This window comes from Vibrio sp. 2304 (genome assembly GCF_033339475.1).
Lineage (GTDB): Bacteria > Pseudomonadota > Gammaproteobacteria > Enterobacterales > Vibrionaceae > Vibrio > Vibrio alginolyticus.
In genome coordinates this window covers 55,914-80,669 of sequence record NZ_JAWOUQ010000008.1, presented here as the reverse complement: position 1 = coordinate 80,669, position 24,756 = coordinate 55,914, and the positions used below count along the sequence as shown (strand labels likewise).

General features: G+C 44.1%; 19 protein-coding genes. 10 read left to right on the top strand and 9 right to left on the bottom strand.

From position 1 onward, the window contains the following. Positions 1-47: 47 nt before the first annotated feature. The 6 genes from R7P64_RS16325 to R7P64_RS16300 are packed head-to-tail and all read right to left on the bottom strand — an operon-like array spanning position 48 to position 10,794. The gene (locus R7P64_RS16325) at positions 48-3,812 is read right to left on the bottom strand and encodes a cellulose synthase subunit BcsC-related outer membrane protein (protein ID WP_318123706.1); all 3,765 of its coding nucleotides are present in this window, start codon (positions 3,810-3,812) and stop codon (positions 48-50) included. Then, complete coding sequence (gene bcsZ / locus R7P64_RS16320; RefSeq protein ID WP_318123704.1) at positions 3,803-4,909, bottom strand: cellulose synthase complex periplasmic endoglucanase BcsZ; 1,107 nt, start codon at positions 4,907-4,909, stop codon at positions 3,803-3,805. Before bcsZ ends, R7P64_RS16325 begins: the two co-directional genes overlap by 10 nt. After that, positions 4,909-7,194, bottom strand: coding sequence for a cellulose biosynthesis cyclic di-GMP-binding regulatory protein BcsB (gene bcsB, locus R7P64_RS16315; RefSeq protein ID WP_213886807.1), 2,286 nt, complete (start codon positions 7,192-7,194; stop codon positions 4,909-4,911). Before bcsB ends, bcsZ begins: the two co-directional genes overlap by 1 nt. After that, positions 7,184-9,817, bottom strand: a complete 2,634-nt coding sequence (gene bcsA / locus R7P64_RS16310; RefSeq protein ID WP_262602015.1) for a UDP-forming cellulose synthase catalytic subunit — start codon at positions 9,815-9,817, stop codon at positions 7,184-7,186. Before bcsA ends, bcsB begins: the two co-directional genes overlap by 11 nt. A 3-nt stretch (positions 9,818-9,820) precedes the next feature. After that, positions 9,821-10,600, bottom strand: a complete 780-nt coding sequence (gene bcsQ, locus R7P64_RS16305; RefSeq protein WP_021484815.1) for a cellulose biosynthesis protein BcsQ — start codon at positions 10,598-10,600, stop codon at positions 9,821-9,823. After that, on the bottom strand, positions 10,597-10,794 hold the full coding sequence (locus R7P64_RS16300; protein ID WP_031781222.1) for a hypothetical protein: 198 nt from the start codon (positions 10,792-10,794) through the stop codon (positions 10,597-10,599). The genes bcsQ and R7P64_RS16300 overlap by 4 nt, the downstream gene beginning before the upstream one ends. Positions 10,795-11,274: 480 nt before the next feature. Between R7P64_RS16300 and bcsE the strand changes: the two genes are divergently transcribed. The 7 genes from bcsE to R7P64_RS16265 all read left to right on the top strand — a co-directional run bounded on the left by bcsE (position 11,275) and on the right by R7P64_RS16265 (position 16,992). Next, positions 11,275-12,858, top strand: a complete 1,584-nt coding sequence (gene bcsE / locus R7P64_RS16295; RefSeq protein ID WP_318123701.1) for a cellulose biosynthesis protein BcsE — start codon at positions 11,275-11,277, stop codon at positions 12,856-12,858. After that, a complete protein-coding gene (locus R7P64_RS16290; RefSeq protein WP_172797322.1) occupies positions 12,855-13,031 on the top strand; it encodes a hypothetical protein in 177 nt (58 codons plus the stop codon). The genes bcsE and R7P64_RS16290 overlap by 4 nt, the downstream gene beginning before the upstream one ends. Next, complete coding sequence (gene bcsG / locus R7P64_RS16285; RefSeq protein ID WP_213893628.1) at positions 13,031-14,656, top strand: cellulose biosynthesis protein BcsG; 1,626 nt, start codon at positions 13,031-13,033, stop codon at positions 14,654-14,656. The genes R7P64_RS16290 and bcsG overlap by 1 nt, the downstream gene beginning before the upstream one ends. Before the next feature lie 153 nt (positions 14,657-14,809). After that, complete coding sequence (locus R7P64_RS16280) at positions 14,810-15,727, top strand: SPFH domain-containing protein (protein WP_005382060.1); 918 nt, start codon at positions 14,810-14,812, stop codon at positions 15,725-15,727. A gap of 3 nt (positions 15,728-15,730) precedes the next feature. Further along, positions 15,731-16,192, top strand: coding sequence for an NfeD family protein (locus tag R7P64_RS16275; RefSeq protein ID WP_005382058.1), 462 nt, complete (start codon positions 15,731-15,733; stop codon positions 16,190-16,192). A 324-nt stretch (positions 16,193-16,516) separates the two neighbouring features. Continuing rightward, a complete protein-coding gene (locus R7P64_RS16270; RefSeq protein WP_021707680.1) occupies positions 16,517-16,696 on the top strand; it encodes a hypothetical protein in 180 nt (59 codons plus the stop codon). 113 nt (positions 16,697-16,809) lie between these two features. Beyond that, positions 16,810-16,992, top strand: coding sequence for a hypothetical protein (locus R7P64_RS16265; RefSeq protein ID WP_021707681.1), 183 nt, complete (start codon positions 16,810-16,812; stop codon positions 16,990-16,992). A 40-nt stretch (positions 16,993-17,032) separates the two neighbouring features. On the opposite strand, the gene R7P64_RS16260 is transcribed toward R7P64_RS16265, so the two are convergent. The 3 genes from R7P64_RS16260 to zipA form a co-directional block, all read right to left on the bottom strand. Beyond that, a complete protein-coding gene (locus R7P64_RS16260) occupies positions 17,033-18,442 on the bottom strand; it encodes a hypothetical protein (RefSeq protein WP_005382055.1) in 1,410 nt (469 codons plus the stop codon). A 510-nt stretch (positions 18,443-18,952) separates the two neighbouring features. Further along, a complete protein-coding gene (gene ligA, locus R7P64_RS16255) occupies positions 18,953-20,965 on the bottom strand; it encodes an NAD-dependent DNA ligase LigA (RefSeq protein WP_065274253.1) in 2,013 nt (670 codons plus the stop codon). A gap of 90 nt (positions 20,966-21,055) precedes the next feature. Beyond that, positions 21,056-22,012: a cell division protein ZipA gene (gene zipA, locus R7P64_RS16250; protein WP_137281777.1), complete on the bottom strand. Its 957-nt coding sequence runs from the start codon at positions 22,010-22,012 to the stop codon at positions 21,056-21,058. A 251-nt stretch (positions 22,013-22,263) separates the two neighbouring features. On the opposite strand from zipA, the gene cysZ reads away from it, so the two are divergent. The 3 genes from cysZ to R7P64_RS16235 all read left to right on the top strand — a co-directional run bounded on the left by cysZ (position 22,264) and on the right by R7P64_RS16235 (position 24,698). After that, positions 22,264-23,007 carry a sulfate transporter CysZ gene (gene cysZ / locus R7P64_RS16245; RefSeq protein WP_025998633.1) on the top strand — a complete coding sequence of 248 codons (744 nt, stop codon included), beginning with the start codon at positions 22,264-22,266 and terminating at the stop codon, positions 23,005-23,007. Between the two features lie 164 nt (positions 23,008-23,171). Next, positions 23,172-24,140: a cysteine synthase A gene (gene cysK / locus R7P64_RS16240; RefSeq protein ID WP_005382045.1), complete on the top strand. Its 969-nt coding sequence runs from the start codon at positions 23,172-23,174 to the stop codon at positions 24,138-24,140. Positions 24,141-24,440: 300 nt separating this feature from the next. After that, entirely contained in the window at positions 24,441-24,698 is a 258-nt protein-coding gene (locus tag R7P64_RS16235; protein ID WP_005382043.1) for an HPr family phosphocarrier protein, read from the top strand. The last annotated feature ends 58 nt before the right edge of the window (positions 24,699-24,756 follow it).

Below are 24,756 nucleotides of genomic sequence, written 5' to 3'. Positions count from 1 at the left end.
CTAGGAATAAGACAACAAAGGCCGGGATTTCCGGCCTTTGTTTTTTGTTAGAAGTCGCTATACAACGTTGGTGCTGCTGGCGGATACTCTATTGGTTGCCAACGATCATTAAAGGTGTACTTGGCATAAAGCATGAAATGGTTTGGTGTATAAAACTCAGAACGTTGTACATCGACTAACGCACCAAGATACCAACGTTTGCTGACTCGCTTTTCCACCGCCGCTTGCAACGACGTACCAAAACCACCACCTTTGTCTGACTCCGCTACTGTCGATAAGTATGGCGCGTCTTCCTTAGTCCAAGAGTTAGAGACGGATGCACTCAATTGATATGACCAAGAACTGTTGTATCGGCCATAAAAGTTGATAGGTAAAGACACCGAGAAGTAACTTTGCGGGCTGTAGTAGCCACCGTGACCTAGCGTGTACTCACCCAGATTTTTGTCGTAATCAAGGTACATTAAGTTCGTACCTATACTTAAACGCTGGTCATCCGTTGCAATTAACTTGTAGTACGCTCCACCTAGCACGCCTAAACGAGTGTTGTCCTCAACCTTTTCACCAGTCAAAACATGATACTGCAAGCTACTCCAAAAACCGTAAGGGCCACCAATGTCCCAACTTGAGCTCAACTTCACACCAGTACGAGCAACTCCGCCCCATTTAGTCCCTTGAGGGTCAGTCGTGCCGCTAGGGACAGACATTCCAGCATAAGAAAGCGCGCTACTGGTCTCTGGGCGACGCGAAGCTTCTGCCGTCCAACCGAACTCACCCAGGTCCCCATTGATGCGCACACCACCAACCCATGTGGTATGGTCGAAACCAATTGGTGTCGTGCCGATATCGACCAACCAATCTTCAGCCTGCCAGCCCACTCCAAATGCCATACCTGATGCGTCATTTTGGAACGAAGTGCTGTCAGAATCGGTGGTTTTTTCATAATAGTCCAACTGACCTGAATCGATAGAAACATAATCGGCTTTTAGCAATAGGTGCCCATCCCAGCTCTCTATCGGGATTCGGGCTTCTATGGGCACTTGATTCGAAGTATTACGGCCATCTCGTGCACTGTAATCCCAGCCAATCATGACATGCCCATCACTCCGATCATGCAGTTTATCGATGTCCGATTTGACGTTACGAGTCAACCAGTAGTCGTCAGCAGTATCATATAGCTCGCGTAAGCTTAGGGGTTCTTTTTTCGCCTCTTCAGGTTCACGATTTTTATCCATTCGGTCACGATTTAAGGCTTGATAGGCGCGTGTTTCAGCTAACGCCCACTGTTGATTTTCCATTGCTATAGACATGCTATTGCGAAATGCTAATGCGTCAGCATCAGGCATCGCATCCAACAACTGATTTAGCGCATTAGCGTCATTTCGATAGCCTTGTTGATTAAACACCGCGGCCACTGTCATCAACTGTGCCGCAGTTAAGCTATCGCGCTTTTTATTCAAAATGAGGTGCATGTCGTGATACGTCGCTTCATATCCAGTCAAAGCACTGGCTTGCAACATGCCAATTTCTGCTTGAGTTTTAAATGGCTCAGGCTTTAAAGAAACTTGTTCATACAAATCCAACGCAAGCTTAGGCTGTTGATTAACCAGCATCAGATCCGCTTGACTCAACAGTCGACGGGTTTTGAGTTCATCAAGCTGTAATGCTTCCGAAGCACTTAAATCTTGTGTTGCGGAATTTAATGCTAAGTCCGCGTACCAACGATCAAAATCTTCAAAGTGATTCAAGCTTACCATCATGCTGCCGTAAGCCAGTTTGTCATCGGTTGACCAATCTTCTGAAAGCGAAATGTTTTGGAAAATCCTCTCAGCTTCCTTAACTTCATCAATGTCTAACCACGCACTCACTAGACGAGCGAGCGGTTGAATTTGACCTTGATAATCCGACTCTAGCGCACGTAATGTCGCCATTACTGATTCGGGAGAAGCTAAGTAACGCGTTTGAATGTCTCTCAACTGAGCATCAAGCTTCAAGCGGGTTAAATTGCGCTGCATTGCGTCTGTCATATCATGTTGTGCGATACTCTCTAGCTCAGCGATGGCCTCATTCACGTTGAAGTCCTGCGCGAGATAAAGCGCGTAAGCAAATTTCATTTCAGGGTCATTACTAGATGTAGCCCAATCGGACATCAGCGTATCCGCGCGTACTTTGTCGCCCATTGAATGAACCACGTCAGCAATATCAAGCCTTAACCATGGGGAGGTTGGCTGTAGCGCAATCAATTCCTCTACGGACGCTTTCATCGTTGCCTGATCATTTTGAGCGATTGCGATCCGCAGACGAGTCAAAATAACTTCCGACTTGATGCTCGCTATTTTTTCAGCGACCACTTTCTGCTGTGGGGCTGAGTAACTGCGCGCGAGTGCTTCCGCGCCAGACCAATCTTGCTGCTGAATACGAACATCTAAGCGACCACGCAATGCAGAGCTATTGCTGCTATCCAGTTGCAAAGCTTGTTTGAAAACCTTCTCTGCCGCGGCATAATTTTCTTGTACCAGATACAAAGAGCCTAATGATGAATAAGCATAAGGTTGGGATTTATCTACTTGAATCGCTTTTTGATAAGCGCTTTCTGCTTGCTTAAACTGGCCTTTTTCGACCAAGGCGTCACCTTGATCAAGATACGCCCAATATTGAGAAGTCTCGATTAGCGCTGCCCATTTTGAGGCCGAGTCAGGATTATGATCTAAGTGCTGAGCCTGTTTAAAGTATCCGAGCGCTTTTTGTTGCTGCCCTCTACGTAGATAAACCTTACCCATAGCACCAAGCAATTCAGGATCTTGCGGACGAGTCGTCAACGCATAACGCAGCTGAGCTTCTGCTTGGTCGGTTTTATCTTCCTCGAGCAACGCTAACCCTTTGAGCTTGGCGAGATAAGTGGGGTCTTTGCGTAGTTCCTTTTCCTTTTTCCAGCGATCTTTCGCGCTTTGATTCGCTCTTTGTATCTCCATGTCAGACGGGTAGTAGCTAGCTAAGATGGCATATTGCTGAACAACTTGATCTGAAATAGGCAATTGATCCAATGCACGCAACCACGACGTTGCCGCATTTGTTCCAACCGAAGGAGCAAGCGCTAACTTTTTATAGGTATCGAGAATCCATGGATCGGCAGGATTCTCTTTGCGAATGTGGTTGGCTAACGCGAGTTGAAAAGACGGAACACTAGGATAATTTGCATTTATACGTTCCAGTCCCTGTTTTACCGAGCTCCAACTGCCAGGCAAATTACTTTGCAACTGTAGGAACTCTAGTTGTAACGCTGGTGATGGCATTCCATTTGGGAAAAGGGCTTTGTAAGCTTGAATCGCTTCATCGTAACGACCAGATTTTGCAAGCAACTGAGCGCGCTGATAATCCGCTCTTTTCTCTCCCTGAATAGCCATAATCGATGACAAGTTTTTCGCTTGAGTCGAATGAGGCGCCTGTCTGATTAAGCGCTCAAATACCAGTTTTGCTAATTCTGGCTGCTTACGTTTCAGATACATATTCGCTTGATAGAAAAGCCCCGTTGGATTGCTTTCTTCAATCGCGAACAGCCTCTCCAGAGTACTCTCGACAATATCATCTCGGCCAATCGCATCCGCCAGTTTTAGCTGCTCAACCAACCACTCAACCGAGTCAACTCGTGCTAATGATGTGGAAAATTGAACCAGCTCGATAGGCTTGTAGACCTGTGCGAGCTGCGACTTTGTCAGAGGTGTTGAGCTAAAGCTTTCTGCATGCACAGTGCCGACGCCACCAGCCGCCAAAGCAACCAGTGGAATCCACCATAACACGCGTCCTGTTACTGACATCTCTCGCTCCATACAGGAAGCAATTCACCTTGCACACCAAAACGGTAACGTTCTTCATGCCAACCAAGCCCAAATAGACTTAATACGTTGTCGTAATAATGATCGTTTTTGTCCACCACAAGTTCATTTTGAGCACGACGAAACTGCGTCTCCAACAGCGTAGATTCACCAGAAGCCGAGAGTAACGGAAGAGCCGCAGCAGAAAAACCTGCGCTTCCTGCTTGGGTATATTTACCCGTTTCAGTATTTACTTCTCTCGCTGGCGCACCAAGGGCTTTGGTTGCCGCGACAAACGGCTGCATTTTTTGTACTAATACTGCTTTTTCTGAAACTCGGTCATTTAGCATACCCGCCCAAAGATAAGTGCGGATGGCGTTGTAACTGCCCATCGACCCTGTAACCACATCTGAGCTATAACGACCATTTCTCAATACTGCCCAGTCTGGGCTAAAGCCTGCTGGCATCGTTTTCTCTAGCATGTGAACACTTGCCTTATACATTGAGTCCCAGTTGTATTGCGGGTACAGCGACTGCATACGAGCAATCAGTTGTAACGGAACATAACTCGGATTCACACGGTACTGGCCGTCGGCATCAAAGCCCGTTGGAGCTGGCAACAATACCGTTCCAACTCCCGCTATGTTGACGGTTTCTTCACGTAAAATACGACTCGCGATCAGATGTCCAAGGGTCTGATAGTAGTAGTTATTCCATAATCTCCCCGCCTCAACAAGAGAGTAAGCTATCCACAAATCAGAATCTGACGCTGGGTTAGAATCCAACACTCCGAACTGACCATTTTCTTTTCTTCCCCACAACCAAGCAGGAAGCCTTGCCGTCAAGTCCCCACCAGCTAAATGTGATTGAGTCCATTTTAAAACCTGATCGAAGGTTTTAGGGTCATTGGCAACCAAGGCAAAAAACAATGCGTAAGATTGACCTTCCGAGGTTGTAATCATACGCTCGTCACTGCCATCAACGACTCGGCCTTGCTCCATGTATACAGACTTAAATGTTTCCCATTGTGGCCACTCGCAGGTGTTAGCCCACAAGTAAGGAGACACGAACAACATAAGGAATGAGATGAGTTTTTTCATTATTCCTCTTCCTCAGTTTTTTCTAAACGTCTAGACGCGACTTGACGTAATACGCGCCAAAGCACAATGGTTACGATCACCACTAGCAAGGCGGCAAAGCACGCAACGATGACTGGGTGATTAGAGAAGTGATACCAAACGAGCTGCCACACAGGAAGCTTACCGACATAGTAGTGCGAACCCACGTTGTAGCTTGCTACTTCGTTATTTCTCAACGTCACCACCGAGCCAAACATGTGCTCCACTTTACCGGAGTCAGCCAACGCGCGATCAACCGACGCAAAATCTGACGGGTGAGCCGCCATAATAGAAATGACACTGCGTTTTTTCGTAAATGGCGATTCTGCACCATAAATAGCAGCAAAAGAGCCTTCCGCCTCGACAGAAACATAATCTGCGGCGACTTGACGAGCATCACTTGGACTCATCCAGTTCATTCCGAGCTGCTTTTCATTTTTGCTTGGCAGGCGAATTTGTCTCTGACCTTCTTTAACCACTAAGTTAACTTGGTCAGGGTTATTAGCGGCTTCTTCTAGTGCATCCACAACACCAATCGTCAGGATGTCTTTATTTTTTAGTTGCTCAGCATGCCATTTATCTGTCAAAAGCACCTGAATACCTGGGTACCCAGAATCACTTCCTAACGACCCCATGACGTTTAAGAAGGTCTGCAACACTTCTTTTGGTGCTCTCTCTGGAACAACAATCGCAGTTTCTGACAAATCGGCCATGCGCGTGTAAGGGAAGCCAGAAGTAGCAAAAGCGCGCATATTTGGCATTTCGATGTAGTGAGGGAAACCACTAAAATCAACCGTAGAGTCACCATCAATGACCGCGTATTGCTTACTTGGTTGCGTCACCTGACATTGCCCATCAGTCACCGACGCAAAGCCAAACTCAAACTCGATTTGGTTTTTACTGCCAACTTTAAAGGCCGGAATACGAACAAGCGCATCACCACTCAGAATACTGTCATCTAACAGAGGAACACGCACACGGTTAGACTCACCACCTTGGCCTTTTGTGGTTAAGTTAAACGCCTCAATGAACTGGTCATTGATGCTCAAAGTCAGGCGAGAACCAGAATGATCCGCAGCTGGTGGCGAATACCTATAGTTAAGATCCATCGGTATACCACGGCTCTGCCAGGTAAAGAGATCGGGTGGTAAGCGCAAACTCACATTGATTGGAGGAGGCGTTCGACCTTCCACTTGCAACATGCTTTTTTGTTCGACTAATTCAGATAATGCAACGGGACGAGCCGTACTCACCCAGTTTGGCGCATCGTACGGGACTCGTGGTTTGATTTGTTTGACTTCATTAATCTTCGCGATTGGCCCAGTAAGAAGTTGGTTTCCCAACGCCAAACCTTGCACCGCAACGTTAAGATCCTTACTGTCACGGCCTATCACTAGAAGAAGCTTCACGTACGGGTCAGTTGGGTGAGTGATGACTTGAAGACGAGGCCCATCCGTGTCTGGAAAATCTCTCAGAAACTCAGGTTTGTTGTCATTAGTAACAAAGACAATGGCGTTGCGCTTAGGTAACGTGTCGACACTAAAAGGGAATTGAGCGCCACGCCAACCCGCAAGAGCACCAAAGTAAGAGCTCAAGACACCGGCAGCTTTGACATCATCCAGATCGTATTTGCCGCCCATAACGACAGGCAGATTTAACTGGCTGAAATCACGGACATCAAAAAACGGCGCTGGCAACAAGCTCAAGTCACTTTCCAGCATTGTCTTTTGGGCGAACATTTCAATTCGACTGCTTTGGCTGATCTCAGCCCAAATGCTCGAGTCATTTGGATTGGCACACTCTTTCTGAGTATTCCCAATCAACTCAAAGCGAATTTGGTTGTAGTTACTGAAGTAACGAGTATCCAGCGGCATCGATAAGCTCAATTTTTTACCTTGCTGACCATCGACGATTGACGCCACTCCCATAAGCTCATTGTTCAAATACACTTTGACGTGAGAAACCAAAGAGAGCAACGCTGGTGAAGGTGTGATGTCAAAGTACAACGTGGCTTTAGACACCACCTCATCGAGTCGCGAACCGAAACCAATATAAGCACTGGCCTCACTACCTTGAATAGCAATTGAACCACTGTAACCCAATTGACTAAATGGAATGACACGCTTAAATACGGTCGAATTTTCAGCATCTTGCTGTGCCAAAGGCGTTGGTTGTTGCTGACTTACTTCTTGTGCCGCGAGACTGCCCGACATACACATGAGAGTGATAGCCGTCGTCAACGCCGTTAGTTTTTTATTATTTAGCATGACTTGAGGTCCTGATTGGGACATAACGAGGTCTTAGTGACCAAATAAATTCGATACAAAATAAAAGTGCATCCACACTGGCCTGAACAAACTTAGGACAATGTTGCAGCAAGCGTTTGTATCCATTAAAGCCGACTTGCAGTACAGCCTGCATACTCGATAGAGGCTTATCTGATTGATAACCTTGTTGCCATTTCGCCCACGTATCTGCACGTGCAAATGTACATTGGACGTATTGGATTTGTTGTTGATGAGACAATTCGTTGAGTTGTAAACCAAATATCCCCTTATGAGCATAGGCAACCGTCATCGGGAACACGAATTCTTGACCACCGCGATTGAGGATCACTTCTAAGGTTTGGCCAAGTAGGTACGCACAGGTTGGTTCATCGACTCCGTCTATTTCAATGCGCACGCCACCCAAAGAGAAATCCTTCATCTGCGCTTGAATCAAGTGTCCTGAGTGAAGCCTTACCGCGACAGGAGTCGCTACCTCTACTCGGTGATCTTTTCGCACTTGTTTGGCTTCTACCGCAACGGCGACAGCAGCACCTAAAATCAACAAGTTGTACATCGTCCAAACGAGGTTCACGATAACTGTACCGATTTCGTCTTGAGGCCCCCACCCCATTCGGTAAATCCCTACAGCAAAGCCCAGAATGTTGAGTGCAACCAAAACCAAATATGGTCGGGAGATCACCCAATCGTAGTGAGATTTTTCAACCAAACCGCCTTTTGCCGTTACGTTGAATGTCCCTTTATGGGGTGCAAACAAAGCCACCGTTGTTGGCCTTGCGATATACCAAGCAAGCACGGTTTCGTATACCTCACCCCAGAACGAATAACGGTAGTCACCCTGCATACGAGAGTTGGTCATGCTCGCGTGGATCATATGGGGCAATACGTACAAAATGATCGCCAGCGCTGGCGCATAAATCACGTAGGAATGCAGCAACAAATAAGCCAATGGTGCGATCAGGAATACAATCCTTGGGATACCAGATAGAAAGTGCAGCATGGCATTGACGTAACAAAGCCGTTGAGAGAGCTTAAGCCCCTTTCCAGTCAATGGATTATCTACCCTAAATATCTGCGCCATCCCGCGAGCCCAACGAATGCGTTGCCCAACATGTGCAGACAATGTTTCTGTCGCCAAACCAGCAGAAATCGGCTGCTTAAGATATGCAGAACGATAGCCTAAACGGTGCATGCGCAGAGACGTGTGCGCATCTTCCGTCACAGTTTCGACTGCAATACCACCGACTTCCTCTAAAGGCTCTCGACGTAAAATAGCGCACGAGCCACAGAAGAAAGTCGCATCCCATAAGTCGTTACCATCTTGAATCAGGCCGTAAAACAAGTTGCCTTCGTTTGGCACGTTACGAAAGTTCGATAAGTTACGCTCAAAAGGATCCGGTGAGAAAAAATGGTGCGGCGTCTGAATAAGCGCCAACTTTGGATCTTTCAGGAACATCCCCATTGTGAGCTGAAAAAATGCTCGTGTAGGAATATGGTCACAGTCAAAAATCGCAACAAACTCACCGCTGGTCTGCTTCAACGCATAGTTAATGTTACCGGCTTTCGCATGTTCATTCGTTGGGCGGCGGATGTAGTTCACCCCTACACTTTTGGCGAAATCTCGGAAGCTATCACGCTTGCCGTCATCCAGAATGTGGATGTTGAGTTTGTCTTTCGGCCAATCGACACCTAACGAGGCATAAACCGTCGCTTTCACGACATCAAGATCTTCGTTGTAAGTAGGGATCATCAAGTCAATAGTTGGCCAAGTTGACTGATCCGGTGGCATCGATACTGGTTTGCGATTCAATGGCCAGATATTTTGGAAATAGCCAAGCATCAGCACAATCCAAGAATACGTCTCAGCTAGAAGTAAAACGCCCCCTAGAAACAAAGCAACAGGATCGTCCCAGTTCAGGGTAGACGAATAACGCCACCACAAGTATCGACATGAGGCCGTAACCGACAAGATGATCAAAAGCATGGTAGGAAAACGACCCGGCATGCGACGAACCATCATCGCTAATGCCCAGAGTAACAACACAAAGACAGTCTGAGCCTGATAACCAAATGGCACCGTAAAACACAGCAAAGCGATTAACACCACGAAAAACAGCAAGGTGTAGTTCAACGCCATCGCTGACTTACTTGCTTTAATACGCTCTCGAACTTGTGGATCTTTGATGTTGTTCGCTGTCTGTTCTAACCAGCGGACGCTTTTTGCAACCAATTCAAATGGCAAGTAGAACGCATTGCGAATTTGTTCGGCTAAAGTCATCGCTAAGCTGCTGGTTTTTTTGGACCATGCTGTATTTACGTTTTGCTTGAAGCAAAGCAACCACACGCTTTGGATAATAAAACGTACAGGATCAAACCATCTTGGCGCAGCAAAATTAACGTTTGGATAGTAAACCAAAGGCAGTTTCCATGAGGGAACACCCGAAATAGCCGGCTTTAAAAATACAAAACTCAATGAAAACCAAAAAGACAAAGCACACTCACCAACCCAGTTTGTTTTGCAATTCCAGGCTTGCTCGTAAGCGTTCTTCTGCAGTCTGAATTGGTCCACTACCCAACGTTGGAAAATCAGATTAAGACTTCGCATAAATTAGCTTTGGTCCTGAGCGCTTGATAACGCTGATACACACCAAAAAGCAAAAGACTGAAAATCTTTTGCGGCTTGGCTCGATGGCGAATAGTGTTGAACGGTCGTCAGGTTTGCCACACATTCAAGCAATGCCGTATCTCGATGAATCGAAACAGGAATCAAGGATTCGCTAAGTTCCTTTTTCAGCACCAACATGAAATCACGACCAATTTCGGTTTCTGGCTGATACTTATTCACCAAAAAACGTAATTTGTCAGAGCGAAGCAATCTCGATAGCTCTTCATGTTGTAGCCAAGATTGAAGAGTGAGATAACTCAGGGCGTCTGCCGTTACCACCACCACAATCATATCCATTGAGTCGACAAAAGATCGCACTTCAGGATCAGTAAGCTCTGCTAAGTCGGCGTGAAAAAGCAGCCACTGCTCACCACGGTTTTCGCTCACTTGCAACGTCATTTCACCTAGCATTGACAGGTAGTGAGAACGCTCGTTAAAAAACGCTTTTAACTGCTCAGAATTCAGATGGCCAAACGGTAAAAAAAGTGCACCTTGTGGGCTTTCATAACCAGCCTGGGTCCAAGGTTTATCTGAAAGAAGTTGTTTCGCCCAGCCATCTTTCTCTTCCTGCGGCAAGCCAAGATGAGTTTGCAGTAAACTGTTAGGCACCACCTCAATGGCCAGTACCTGTTTGTTTATCTTAACTAATGCTTGTGCCAAGTTCGCAGCGACGGTCGTTGAGCCACAACCACCTTTTAAACTAACAAAAAGAAGGCGTTTCATATCGCTTCAGTCTCTAAACCTGTCTGCTTAATACGCACTTGAAACAGAGCATTACGAGCACCGTTGGCTTGAAAGACCAACCACTTATTTTTAGCTTGCACGTAAGACTCGTTTTCTGTTGTTTCAATATACTTATGTTGAGTTAAGTTATAAGAAGAGTAGATCGAATTAATATCTTTTGCAGACTCAGTCACAACATTTTTTTCACAATATAACGGTGTTTAAACTGCGGTAATGGCAATCCCGCCAATTACTCTTTGCAGTATAAATTCCATTGTTAAAAAATTGACGCATCGAACTATGCGTCTCATATTTACAGAATGCTAATGAATGTGAACAGGGCTGTTTATTAGTTCACATAATTAATAAATCCCTAAATGATGTTTGACTTCAGAAACAGGGGTTATGAAGGTGAATTGTAATTATCCATTTACGACATATAAGTGAAATAAATAATTTACAGCAAAATCATAGGCTTGAAAATTATTGAATTTAAACTTATAAACATCATATGAAGCAATGCTATAACTATTTTAATTTTTGATCAATTTCGTTTAATATCTTGGCGTCATTTTCTTGTCGCCAAGAAAAGTTAACATTGTAACGATTAGCATACAGCGGATTGTAAGCCACAACGCACAATGACAGTAAACTATTGAATATAAGGCCTTTTGATGTCAGCAATCTCCGGGTTATCCGCTATTACTTCTGAAAAAGAGATAAGTTCTGTTTATGTAAACTTGTTTACACATAAGCAAATGATCATTGATTATTTGTTCAGTACGCTACCAGAAAATAACAACACTTCACTTACAAGCTTTACAGACAAGGAAACTTTTTTGTCTGCATTGAATGATGAAGCCTTATGCAAATTCAATGAGTTATCCACACTCCATATTGAACAGTGTTTCTTTCTTAGCAACAAATTCACAAATAAAGCGCCGAACGCTATAAATCTTGTGAAAGACATTCGCCAAACAAATATAAAGAAACTCTCCACATATATATTAGTAGTTCCAGATTCACTACTATCATCAAGTGATGATTATTTTGTAAGTATTTTCCTACGAAACTTAAATGAACTAGCAAATAATAAAAAACTCACTATTAGTGTTTGTATATATGGGCATCTGACGACTTCAATATTAAAACCCATTCTTATTTCTCATAATAGATACATCGCCGGTTTGGCGACCATGACATCATTAGATGATGCTCGCTACTGCTATCTTGTGGATTTTTGGTCCAATAAACACGGTGTAATTTCCCAAGACGAATACCTTCTCTCTAACACTAAAGATAAGAAGCTAAAAGCAACGTCTTACGAAACGCATCAGCCTCGTGCCATACAGGAAGACAAATCGGATAGTGATAGAATATATATCAGCAGAGGAGCCTTCAGAGAAAGCGAGAAAGCCCCAAAAGGGATGAGTATGGCTGAGAGTAATCAAGAGCTCATAGCGATGTTAAACAACCCTCGCTCTTCAACTATTGTTTTCAGCTGTGATAACCAAAGCGAAGTTCAACAGATCGCGTTAGATTGCTACCGTTTAAGGTCCGCGTATGGCCGTCAGCTAAAGATTATTGTCAGGGAGACCCAACAATGTCTGAGATATGCAGATGAAAAGTTCTTACTTCGCTCGGGGGCAAACTTCATTTCTCACGCGCAAATCCCCCCAATGCGCTTTATGACTCAGGTTGAAGCAATTCAAGGCCAGATGCTTACGCGTCCAATTCCTGACAGTTTAGAGGCGCTCTTAAAGTATGACCTTAAGTTTGGTAGCAAAGGCTACTTACAAAACCAGGACTTTAGCCAATACTGTATTGACGTCATTTCCCACTCAACACACTCAAATGTGAACTTTGCGCTTATCAAGCTGAACTTATTACCAGGCATGACGGGAGAGGAATGTTTACGTCTTTGCCATATTCGAAGAGATGGCGACGTTGTGACAGCCTGCAACAAAGCTCTGTATGTCTTGTTCAGTGCTATTCGACATAGCGATATTGACATTGCACTCAACAATATATTTGAGTTCCCAGTGAGAGACTTATTTCACTCAACTCACACGTTTGATACTCAATTAGATATCGAAACAGAGTTAAAATTCATCGTTCAAGATGAAGCCGTCATATCCGACGACGTTTCAGCTCTGGCGACAGAGAGGAAAATGTTCCATAACACCATTAATTCTATGGTTGATGTTCCTCCTTTGTTTGCTGTGAAAAAAACCATTGAGCTCAAGGAACGTTCATGAATATTAACGATTTTTTACTGACCGTGTGTATCAGTTCAGGTATTGGCCTACTCCTAGGATACTTTCTACGTGACCTAGTAAACGCTACCCGACGCTTTTACCACAAACACTTAAAACGCTCGCGCTATTTTGAGCTAGATACATCAGCCACTAACACCAAGAAGCTTAAGTAATGACATCGCATTCTCATGACTCTACCCCCCTCACTATAGGATTGGGCTGGTGGAACATTTACTTTATCGCAAAAACAGCGCTCTATTTTCAAGGAATCATCGATTTCCATCCAATGGAAAACTTTGCGCTGTTGATCTTCATCCTGCTTCCTATCTCGATGAAAAGCCTAAATGCGGTGCGCCATATCGTTTCATTTGTCGCCGCAGCGTGGCTCTTGCATTACGATTCTTACCTACCTCCTCTAAACCGTCTTTGGGCTCAAGCGGGACAGTTAATGCAGTTTGAATCGAGTTATCTGGTCGAGCTTTTGGGACGATTTTTATCATTCCAAGCAATACTCGGATTGCTCGCTTTGTGTGGTGCGTACTTTATTTTGAGCAAGTTTGTTAGGGTTTCAGTCTTTGTGGTTATTGCGATGGTCTATATAAGTATTCCTATGACGACTGAACCTCAGACAACAGTGGCTGCAGAAGTAGCCCAACAACAGCCAACAACCGAGGTTACTGCTAGCAAACAACCTCAAATAACGGAAATTAATGATGCCAGTCTCAACACGTTAACTGCAGATTTCTTTTCTAAAGAAGCTTCCCGACATGTGACATTCGATACCAACAGCGCAATGGATGCTCCTTTTGATTTGCTGTTCTTGAGTATTTGTTCGGTCGCGTGGGATGACATCGAAATTGCAGGACTGGCTGATCATCCTCTGTTCAAAGAGTTTGACATCATGTTCGACAATTTTAGCTCCGCTACGTCATACAGTGGGCCTGCTGTCATTCGTCTGCTACGAGCCAATTGTGGTCAACAAGAACACAGTCAACTGTTCCAGCCAGCACCATCAAAGCAGTGCTACTTGTTCGAAAGTTTGAAAGAACTAGGCTTCACAGAAAATTTACTGATGAACCACAATGGTGTCTTTGATAGCTTCCTTGAATTGATCAAAAAAGACGGCGACTTACAAGGGGCTCTTATGTCTCAAGAAGGCTTAACTCCTTACCAAAAATCTTTTGATGGCTCTTCGATCTTCCGCGATAAGCAAGTATTGGATAACTGGTGGCAGCAAAGACTTAACAGTAGTGACGACAAAGTCGTGGCACTCTACAACTCAATTTCACTACATGATGGCAACAGGATCATCAATACGAACTCAAGCACATCTATTGCTAGCTACAAAATGCGCCTTAAGAATTTGCTTGATGACCTCCACGCGTTCTTTAAAACCTTAGAGTCCTCAAAACGCAACATCGTTGTCGCTTTGGTACCAGAACATGGTGGTGGTATGCGAGGAGACCGCATGCAAATTTCAGGTATGCGAGAAATTCCTGCACCGACAATCATTCATACACCGGTAGGAATTAAAATCTTCGGAGAAGGAATTCAGCGTCAGGGCGACACCGAACACGTAAGCGAGCCATCTAGCTATCTGGCATTGTCGCAGCTCGTTTCGAATATCCTGGATAAAAACATTTATCAAAGTAAGACGTTTAGCCCTTCAATATTGACAGAGAACCTACCAGAAACACGAATTGTCGCGCAGAACTCAGGCTCTACTGTGATTGAAGTACAAGGGAAGTATTATGTTTCTCTTGATGGTTCAAGTTGGATTGAATACCCCGCGAAATAGCGAGAGTAAAACCATGCAATGACAAAGGCCGGTGTTTCCGGCCTTTGTCATATAAAAAACCAATAACCTCTCAAAGGTCTCAGAACTTCAATTGTCTATTGTCTATAAATAGGTAAAAATGGATCGAACATTATGCACTTAAGGGAATAACTCATGCCAATTGATTCACTGATCACCATCGGTATTTTCGTCGTTCTTGCTGTCGTTATCTTATCTTCAGCCATTAAAACGGTTCCGCAAGGAAACAACTGGACAGTTGAACGCTTCGGACGCTACACCCACACATTAAAGCCGGGTTTAAACTTGATCATTCCATTCGTTGATAAAGTTGGTCAAAAAGTAAATATGATGGAGCGCGTTCTCGATATTCCTGCGCAAGAGGTCATTTCAAAAGATAACGCTAACGTGGTTATTGACGCTGTCGGATTTGTTCAAGTGATCGATGCTGCCAAAGCGGCTTATGAAGTCAACGACTTAGAACACGCTATTAGAAACTTGACCCTTACCAACATTCGTACCGTTTTAGGTTCAATGGAACTGGACGAAATGCTGAGCCAACGCGACATGATCAACTCTAAGCTGTTGGCGATTGTTGACCAAGCAACAAACCCTTGGGGCGTAAAAGTCACACGAATTGAGATTAAAGATGTCCAGCCACCAGCCGATCTGACCGCTGCAATGAATGCGCAAATGAAAGCCGAGCGTAATAAGCGTGCGGAAATTCTTGAAGCAGAAGGGGTTCGCCAAGCTGAGATATTAAAGGCCGAAGGTCATAAACAATCAGAGATATTAAAAGCTGAAGGCGAAAAGCAGTCTGCTATTCTCCATGCAGAAGCACGTGAGCGTGCCGCACAAGCAGAAGCAAAAGCGACTTACATGGTTTCCGAAGCCATTGCAAAAGGTGACATGCAAGCCGTCAATTACTTCATTGCACAGGGTTATACCGAAGCGATCAAGAGCATTGGTCAAGCCGAAAATGGTAAAATCATTATGCTTCCATTAGAAGCAACCGGACTAATGGGCTCGGTTGCAGGGATAGCAGAAATGTTTAAACAGCAAGATAAAGAATAATTTATGGACTTTTTTAGTTTGTTGGAAGGTATCTCTTTCTGGCATTGGCTAGCGTTTGGCTTTGCTCTTTTAGCAGTTGAGCTACTTGGTACCGCAGGGTATTTTCTCTGGCTCGGGATGTCTGCACTTATCGTTGGAGCAATCATGACCGTTTTGCCAATGAGCTGGCAATTGCAATGGCTTTGCTTTGCAAGCTTCAGCTTAATCACCACCTGGCTTTGGTGGCGACGACAATGGTCTAAAGACAAGCAAGAAGACCAAGAAAGAGATCTGAACCAAAAGTACAAGCAGTTAATTGGGCGTACTCTTATCCTTGAAGAAGACTTTTCCGTCGGGCTCAATCGCATCAAGGTAGCCGATACCACATGGTCCGCACAATCGGATCAAGCACTTCCAGCCGGTACCCGCGTAAGAATCACCGATGTTGAAGGTATTATTTTAATCATTGAGCCTGATTCTAATTAATTTATGCCAAAGTAATGGGGCAAATCATGCTCCATTACTTTAATCTAAACAACTGCTTTCATTTCATTACCTTAATTAAAATCGAGAAAAAAATAAGTATTAGTAATATTATTAATACCCTACCTCACATTTCCTATTATTTAATTATTCAACACACGACAATCAATAAGATAGAAATATATATAGGTAAATTATCGATCTAAATTTATTTTAAAAAATAAAACTTTATTGAATTATTTTTTGATCTTTTTATCCTCGGATACATACTTAACGCATAAGCATTTAAGTTGAGTGCTTTTTATTTGGTAAGTAAGAGGATGTACTATGAATAAGCTTCTCTTTTTAATGTTGTGCGGTATTTTTTCTTTTTCTTCCTTTGCCTACAACAACGGAAACGGCGGTACAACTAATTTGGGACCTATAGTCGAATGTAAGATGCCAAGTGGCGACGTTACGAATATTCCAAGTGAAATGTGTCGATTTAGAGGTGGGGAATGGGAATAGTAAAGAAGTAAGAGCTTAGTTTGATATAAGAGCCCTATTCAACCTTGCCTTTCTGCGTAGTCACGGTTTATACAAGCACGTAGATATTTAAAGTTTATATTAAGGTGATTATTATGAGATTTTTATCTGGTCTATTAGTAATATCTTTTGCCATAATTCCGTTAACCACTCATGCTAATGGTGCATCCGGTGGTCGTACGTTAGGTCCAGAGATAAAGTGTGAGTTGCCAAACGGTAATGTACATATGTTGCCACCGTTATATTGCAAAATATACGACGGCCGAGAAGTGAAATAGAAAAGGAGCCTAGCGGCTCCTTTTATTATCTCATTAAGTATTAGTGGAAGCTGTAAGGGATAAGAACTTGTAGACGTAAGTCTGTTTCATCCGCATCGCCAGCACCTGCGTACTCATCACGTTCTAGGATTGTACCGTGTAAACGAATGGTAGAACCTTTAAGCGCACCACTTTGTAGTGAGTAAGATACTGTTGCGTTAACTGCGTATTCGCTTTCGTAATCCCAGTCACCTGATGCTCCGCTTGCTGCAGAGTCAGCGCCAGTACCGTAACCAAAGCCTAGGTAGTAGTTCCAGCCGTTACCTTGATTGTAAGATAGACGGTTGTACCATGCTAGCTCACCCGCTTTGTTCCAGTCAGATAGCGCGTCCCACCACTGAGACCAAGTACCATTGTTCATACCATATGTATGAATAGTACGAGGAACGAAGTCCGCACGGTTATCTGTGTCTGTGTAGCGCAACTCAGACATCCAAGCTAGCTTACCGAAAGATTGATTCAAAGATAGACCAGTGTGGAAACCTAGACCATCGTATTTCACATCGTCATCAACACCGTAGAAATCAAATGCTAGAGTTGTACGATCGCTCACTGTGTACTTCAAATACGCTTTGTAAGATGTGTTATCAGTCTCGTTGTGGTAGCTAGTCACTTGACCTGCACCCCAGTCAACACCATTTGCATATTGAACGCCAGTTGCTTGGCCTAGGCCAAGTTGCATAAACAGGCTGTCAGTTAGGTTACCATTTAGGCCTAGAGAGTGTAGGTAGCTCCATGACGTGTCAGACCAAAGCGCTGGTGCGTAATCATCTTCGTGAAGCAGCCAAGGTGCTGTAAATTGGTCTGCGCCAAAGTAGCTTAGGTTGAAATCCCCAAGTTTAGCGTTTAGTTCGAAACCACGGTAAGTACCAGGTACAAAGCTCCAAACGTTACCGATTGTACCGTTACCACCAGCCTGTAACATACCGAAACGAGCATTAAAGTTTTCGTTTGCTTTGAATTTCAGCGCTGCTTTGTAAACTTTAAGCTGCTGACCATCACCTGCACCCCAGTCTAGGTTGTTACAAGTTGAGATTTCGTTACATAGGTAGCCTTCGTTTGAATTGTAAAGACTATCGTTGTAAAGATCGCCAGAGTAGTAAGCCGCAACATCTGCGCCCACCCAACCATCGTGGTAGCCAGAAGTGAAGTCTAAAATTGCGTTGTAAGAAGAGTAGTTTAGACGACTCCAACGGTCACCATTTTCACCGCCGGGCTTACCTGTTGTACGAGTTCGTGAACGAGTATCAACTATGAATAATGCATTCAGACTTGAGTCTTGCATAAATTCGTTCACTTTCTCTACGTACTCGCCACCTGCTGCACTTTCAGTAGACGCTGTAGCTGGAGCGACAGCAACAACACCAAACATTGCTGCGGTTAACGCTGAAACCTTAAAAAATTTGTCCATGGAAAAACTCCTAAAAATGGATATAGCTGTATTTTTCTATCTCACCTTTAGTTGGCCGCCGAAGGAGAGAAGTAAATTCCTGATCAAACCTCATTATTTCTAATTTGGCTTTTTTTTAGTTCCTGCATACACACCGTGTATCCACGTGATTAAGACTAACTTCGCAGCTAAAAACATCCAAATGGAACTTATTTTTTTTCTAAAAAAATATGAGCCACTCCAAAGTTCCATATAACTTATTGATCCAGATCTTATTTTTAACAACACCAACACAACGCAATAAAATATCATTTAAAATCAAACATTTAAATTTAACTTAAAAGTATCAACTTGAAGTCACTCGCAGACTAAAAAGCCAAAAAAACCAATAACCCAAGGTTCGATCTTGATCACTGAAAAGAACAAAGGCATCAATTACTCAATAAAAAAACACTTAATTGTGAACAAGAAAAAGCCCCGCATGCTTACCATACGGGGCTTTTAGTTATTTTTTAGCTTTTTTGAGAAGACTTAATTCATCAGTTCGAGTAAGTCTTGTTCTGTTTTAATTTCGATACCCAGTTCTTGTGCCTTTGCGAGCTTCGAACCTGCATTTTCACCAGCAAACAAAATATCGGTTTTCTTAGAAACACTACCCGTCACTTTAGCCCCCAGTGCTTGGAGGGCTTCTTTGGCTTCTGTACGCCCCAGTTGAGAAAGTGTTCCCGTTAATACTACTGTTTTACCTTCTAATGGTAATTCCCCCACCTGCTCAGTAGTATTAATCTCTGGCCAATGAATTCCTTGTTCAAGCAAATCTTTAACCACCGCTTGGTTCTGTTCTTCACTAAAGAAAGTCGTAATATGTTGAGCAACCACAGCACCGATGTCTTGCACTTCAATCAACTGCTCTTCGGTAGCATTTTGGATCGCTCCCAACGTTTTAAAGTGCATTGCTAAGTTTGCTGCGGTTGCCTCGCCAACTTCACGGATCCCCAGTGAATACAAAAACCGGGGTAAAGTTGTCTCTTTGGATTTTTCTAACGCATTCACAATATTCTGCGCAGACTTTGGCCCCATGCGATCTAGTACGGTTAAAATCCCCGCTGATAACTTAAACAAGTCAGCAGGAGTTTTCACCATCTCACGATCAACAAGCTGCTCGATCACTTTATCGCCTAAACCGTCAACGTCTAACGCTTTACGAGAAACAAAGTGTTTTAGCGCTTGTTTGCGTTGGGCTTGGCAAACTAAGCCCCCCATACAACGTGTTACCGCTTCTCCTTCGATCCGCTCAACATGCGAACCACAAACAGGACACTGAGTTGGGAAAACAATATCTCGAGCTGTTTCTGGTCGACGCTCTTTGATGACAGATACGACTTGCGGAATAACATCGCCAGCACGGCGGATCACAACGTGATCACCAATCTTGACCTGTAGACGTTCTATCTCATCTGCGTTATGAAGCGTCGCATTACTTACCGTTACCCCGCCAACAAATACAGGCTCTAGCTTAGCAACAGGTGTAATCGCACCAGTGCGACCGACTTGGAACTCCACTTCATTCAGTGTCGTCATTTCTTCCTGTGCTGGAAATTTGTAGGCAATCGCCCAACGTGGAGCGCGAGCAACAAACCCCAGACGCTCTTGCACGGCAATATCGTCAATTTTAATAACGACACCATCGATCTCATAAGGGAGGGCATCACGACGCTGCAATATATCTTGGTAGTAAGCTTTTACATCCGCCAAGCTTTCAACTCGCTTAGTTTCCGGACACATTGGCAGTCCCCAAGATTTGATTTGCAAAAAGCGTTCGTAATGACTTGCTGCCAATTCTGCGCCTTGCACCACGCCTACACTGTATGCATAGAAGCTAAGCGGACGAGAAGCCGTAATACGTGAATCCAATTGTCGTAAGCTACCTGCCGCAGCGTTACGTGGATTCACAAAGATTTTCTCGCCTTTCTTCCTTGCTAATTCATTGAGCTTTTCAAACCCAGCTTTCGGCATAAAGACTTCACCACGAACTTCAAGACGATTTGGCCAGTCATTACCCCTGAGTTTTAAAGGAATAGCTTTAATCGTACGCACATTCTCTGTGATGTTTTCACCCGTAGTACCATCGCCTCGAGTGGCCGCCTGAACTAACACGCCATTCTCATATAACAAACTTACGGCGAGTCCATCCAATTTAGGCTCACAACAGTATTCTTTCACACTCTGGCTGCCCACGCGCTCTTGTGCGCGCTTGTGGAAACTATCGAGTTCACTATCATCAAACGCGTTATCAAGCGAAAGCATCGGTACTTCATGTGTCACTTGGCTAAACGCAGAGAGAGGCTGTCCACCGACACGTTGGCTTGGCGAGTCTACGGTTATTAAGTCAGGGTTCTCAGATTCAATATCCAGTAACTCTCGCATTAAACGGTCGTACTCGGCATCAGGGATCTCTGGGTTATCTTCCACGTAGTAACGCACAGCGTGGTAATGCAACGACTCTTTTAGTTCTTCTAGTCGCTGAAGTACTGATTCAGACATAGTAAAGCCCCGTGTATTTTCAATCGGTGAGGTTGGGAAATCCAAGAAAAAGGGCTCCATCCGGAGCCCTATTATTATTTGCTGTTAAGATTATGCGTTAGCGGCATTAAACTCAACTATTTGACGTCGATAAGATGCTAAACGATCTGGCGTCATTAAGTTGCGCTGGTCATCAAGTACGTTACCACCTAAATCATCAGCAATTTGCTGCGCAGTTCGGAGCATTAAGTTGAAGTTCTGTTCAGCCTCGCCATAACAAGGCAATGTCATGAAGAATGAAATACCCTTCGTTGTAAACTCAGCAGGATCAGCATGTTCAAACGTACCAGGGTGCATCATATTAGCGACGCTAAACAGCACTTTGCCGTTACCGGACAAGTCGACATGACGGTGGAAAATATCCATCTCGCCATAAATTAGACCGTTTTGTTGCATACTTTCAAATAAAGCAGTACCAACAAATGGCTCTTCACCAGCACAGTGCACATTCAATACAATCACTTGCATTTCAGGTTCTAGCTTTGGCTCTTCCTTAGGCTCTGCAACGACAGGCTCACTAACCGTTTCGACTTGCTGTTCTTTCTCCGTAATATCAAACGCGGCGGGAATAGCGTCTTCTTCCACAGCGGGCTGGAATGGCTCTTCAGCTACTGTTGCTTGAACAACAGGCTCAACGTCCTCTTCTTTATCTTTTTCTGCAACAAATGAAGGGATGTCATCCGGCTCTTGCTGCGTCTGTTTGACTTCAGATGGGCCACCGAATAACGGGTCAGATTCAAACTTGTTGTCGAAAGAATTCGCCATCCCAAAATCTGGTTCTTTGCGATCTTTGCGAATGATCTCAAAGTCATCTTCAGGAGCGGGAGCGAAGTCTCGTTCTTTCTCAACAAGATCATTTTTGTCTTCTTGGTCAACATCCAGCTTACCAAGTGGCTTGTTACCAAACTTTGCTTTGCCTTCTTTTTTACTGCTCCATAAACCATGAAACAGTAATGCCGCGATGGCTAATGCGCCAACAACAATGAGTACGAATCGCAATTCCTGCATTATTTACTCTCAATATACTTGTTTTTACTACTCGCAGTTCCTTGAGCAGCAACCCAAGTGCAATAAATCTGAATGATACGTTTACTTTACCAAAACTATATGTAGATTTAGAACAACTTAATGCAAGAAGTTCCGTTTTTTGTTGTGATTCTTGCCACGATTCCACTTAACAAGACGTCATTTGTCAGGGCATTGAAAGAAAAGTCCTCACAGGTACAATGAGTTTTCATTTACACGAAGCCAAAATAGACATGAAGCAAAACAATCAGCAGAGAACCGGGTTCGGTTATTTTCTATACGGGATACAATTGGCACTTGCCCCTAAAATCAGGCGCTTTGTCATCTTACCTCTACTTGCAAATATCTTGCTTGTAGGTGGTGCCATCTTCTATCTATTTTCAAACCTTAATATATGGATAGAAGGCTGGATTGGGCAGCTGCCTGAGTTTTTATCCTGGTTAACTTACATTCTTTGGCCTTTACTCGCTCTGACGATACTCGCTACCTTCTCCTATTTTTTCAGCACGCTCGCGAACTTTATCGCCGCGCCATTCAATGGCCTCTTGGCTGAAAAAGTGGAAGAGTACTTAACGGGACAAAAAGTAAATGATGATGGTTTCACTGCCGTCCTGAAAGATGTTCCTCGCGTTTTAGCTCGTGAGTGGAGAAAGCTCCTTTACATTTTACCTAAAGCAATAGGCCTATTCCTATTATTGCTCATCCCTGCCCTTGGACAAACAGTAGGCCCATTTTTATGGTTTATCTTTACCGCCTGGATGCTCGCGATTCAATATTGTGACTACCCGTTTGATAACCATAAAATCCCATTTAACGACATGCGTTACAAATTGAAACAAAAGCAAGGTAAGGCCTATGGCTTTGGGGTATTGGTGTCTGTGTTTACGACGATCCCAATTTTGAACCTCATTGTCATGCCTGTAGCAATATGTGGTGCAACCGCTATGTGGGTCGCGGAGTTTAAGCACCAACGATAGTCGATTAGAGATTAAGGAAAGGGATCAGCGCCAGCTTTTCCCTTTTCTTTTATCAAGTTCTGGGCCAACCTAATAAGATATAACTTTTTAATCCTTTTCCCTTTTTTTCATACCGCATATTCTTCTATCCATATTCACACAACGTGTAATGAAGGAACATCACTATGAGCAAAATCTACGAAGATAACTCTCTTACTATTGGTAATACACCTCTCGTTCGTCTAAACAAAGTAAGTAAAGGCAAAGTTCTCGCAAAAATTGAAGCGCGTAACCCTAGCTTCAGTGTTAAGTGCCGTATCGGTGCAAACATGATTTGGGAAGCAGAGAAAGCGGGCCTTCTTAAGCCAGGTGTAGAGCTTGTAGAACCTACCAGTGGTAACACTGGTGTTGCTCTAGCATTCGTAGCGGCTGCTCGCGGTTACAAGCTAACATTGACCATGCCTGAATCAATGAGCCTAGAACGCCGTAAGCTACTAAAAGCACTAGGCGCGAACCTTGAGCTGACTGAAGCGGCGAAAGGCATGAAAGGGGCGATTGCTAAAGCAGAAGAAATCGTAGCAAGCAACCCTGAGAAGTACCTACTTCTTCAACAATTTGACAACCCAGCGAACCCAGAAATCCACGAAAAGACTACGGGCCCTGAGATTTGGGAAGCGACAGACGGTGAAATCGACGTATTCGTTGCTGGTGTTGGTACGGGCGGTACTATTACAGGTACTAGCCGTTACATCAAAGGTGAAAAAGGCAAAGCCATCACTTCTGTTGCAGTTGAGCCAGCAGAGTCTCCGGTTATTGCACAAGCACTTGCTGGCGAAGAAATCCAGCCTGCCCCACACAAAATTCAAGGTATCGGTGCTGGTTTCATCCCTGGTAACCTCGATTTAGACATTATTGACCGTGTTGAGCAAGTTACCTCAGAAGAAGCGATTGAGATGGCTCGTCGCCTAATGGAAGAGGAAGGTATCCTAGCTGGTATCTCATCTGGTGCAGCGGTTGTTGCAGCGAACCGACTTGCGGAACTACCTGAATTTGAAGGAAAAACAATTGTAACTGTCTTGCCAAGTTCCGGTGAGCGTTACCTAAGTACAGCACTCTTTGCAGGTATCTTTACCGAAAAAGAGAACCAACAATAATATGTGTTCAAATCAATTTTTAGTTTAAAAAAGCCCCGTTTAGGGGCTTTTTTGTTGATCCCTGCCCTACCTTTGGTAATATCAGGGTGTTTTATTTCTAGCTTCAAAATAAAGAAGCAGAACACAAAAAGGTTTCAAAGTGATTACGCACGCAAACAGTTGCGTAGTTACCAAACTTTTGACTAGTATCAGAACTGACGCGCTTTGAACTCTTCCCGTGCTAGCGCACAAGATGTAAAGCAGTTAAGCTAAAATCTGGTCACAAACTAACAAAAAAATACATTTATTGGGGTATATCACATGTACGAGAAGCAAGTAGAAATCACAGCAGAAAACGGCCTTCACACTCGTCCAGCTGCACAGTTTGTTAAAGAAGCAAAAGCATTCGACGCAGACATCACTGTGACTTCTAACGGTAAAAGCGCTAGCGCTAAGAGCCTGTTCAAACTACAAACACTAGGCCTAGTGAAAGGTACTCAAGTTACTATTTCTGCTGAAGGCCCACAAGCTCAGCAAGCAGTTGACCACCTAGTTGCTCTAATGGACCAACTACACTAATCCGGTCTCCTACTCCAGAAGCCATTTTGTGAAAGCAAAATGGCTTCGTTGGAAATAG

Coding starts and splice junctions, on each gene's coding strand:
- R7P64_RS16325 (WP_318123706.1), bottom strand. CDS start 3,812: ATGTCAGTAACAGGACGCGTGTTATGGTGGATTCCACTGGTTGCTTTG.
- bcsZ (WP_318123704.1), bottom strand. CDS start 4,909: ATGAAAAAACTCATCTCATTCCTTATGTTGTTCGTGTCTCCTTACTTG.
- bcsB (WP_213886807.1), bottom strand. CDS start 7,194: ATGCTAAATAATAAAAAACTAACGGCGTTGACGACGGCTATCACTCTC.
- bcsA (WP_262602015.1), bottom strand. CDS start 9,817: ATGCGAAGTCTTAATCTGATTTTCCAACGTTGGGTAGTGGACCAATTC.
- bcsQ (WP_021484815.1), bottom strand. CDS start 10,600: ATGAAACGCCTTCTTTTTGTTAGTTTAAAAGGTGGTTGTGGCTCAACG.
- bcsE (WP_318123701.1), top strand. CDS start 11,275: ATGTCAGCAATCTCCGGGTTATCCGCTATTACTTCTGAAAAAGAGATA.
- R7P64_RS16290 (WP_172797322.1), top strand. CDS start 12,855: ATGAATATTAACGATTTTTTACTGACCGTGTGTATCAGTTCAGGTATT.
- bcsG (WP_213893628.1), top strand. CDS start 13,031: ATGACATCGCATTCTCATGACTCTACCCCCCTCACTATAGGATTGGGC.
- R7P64_RS16280 (WP_005382060.1), top strand. CDS start 14,810: ATGCCAATTGATTCACTGATCACCATCGGTATTTTCGTCGTTCTTGCT.
- R7P64_RS16275 (WP_005382058.1), top strand. CDS start 15,731: ATGGACTTTTTTAGTTTGTTGGAAGGTATCTCTTTCTGGCATTGGCTA.
- R7P64_RS16270 (WP_021707680.1), top strand. CDS start 16,517: ATGAATAAGCTTCTCTTTTTAATGTTGTGCGGTATTTTTTCTTTTTCT.
- R7P64_RS16265 (WP_021707681.1), top strand. CDS start 16,810: ATGAGATTTTTATCTGGTCTATTAGTAATATCTTTTGCCATAATTCCG.
- R7P64_RS16260 (WP_005382055.1), bottom strand. CDS start 18,442: ATGGACAAATTTTTTAAGGTTTCAGCGTTAACCGCAGCAATGTTTGGT.
- ligA (WP_065274253.1), bottom strand. CDS start 20,965: ATGTCTGAATCAGTACTTCAGCGACTAGAAGAACTAAAAGAGTCGTTG.
- zipA (WP_137281777.1), bottom strand. CDS start 22,012: ATGCAGGAATTGCGATTCGTACTCATTGTTGTTGGCGCATTAGCCATC.
- cysZ (WP_025998633.1), top strand. CDS start 22,264: ATGAAGCAAAACAATCAGCAGAGAACCGGGTTCGGTTATTTTCTATAC.
- cysK (WP_005382045.1), top strand. CDS start 23,172: ATGAGCAAAATCTACGAAGATAACTCTCTTACTATTGGTAATACACCT.
- R7P64_RS16235 (WP_005382043.1), top strand. CDS start 24,441: ATGTACGAGAAGCAAGTAGAAATCACAGCAGAAAACGGCCTTCACACT.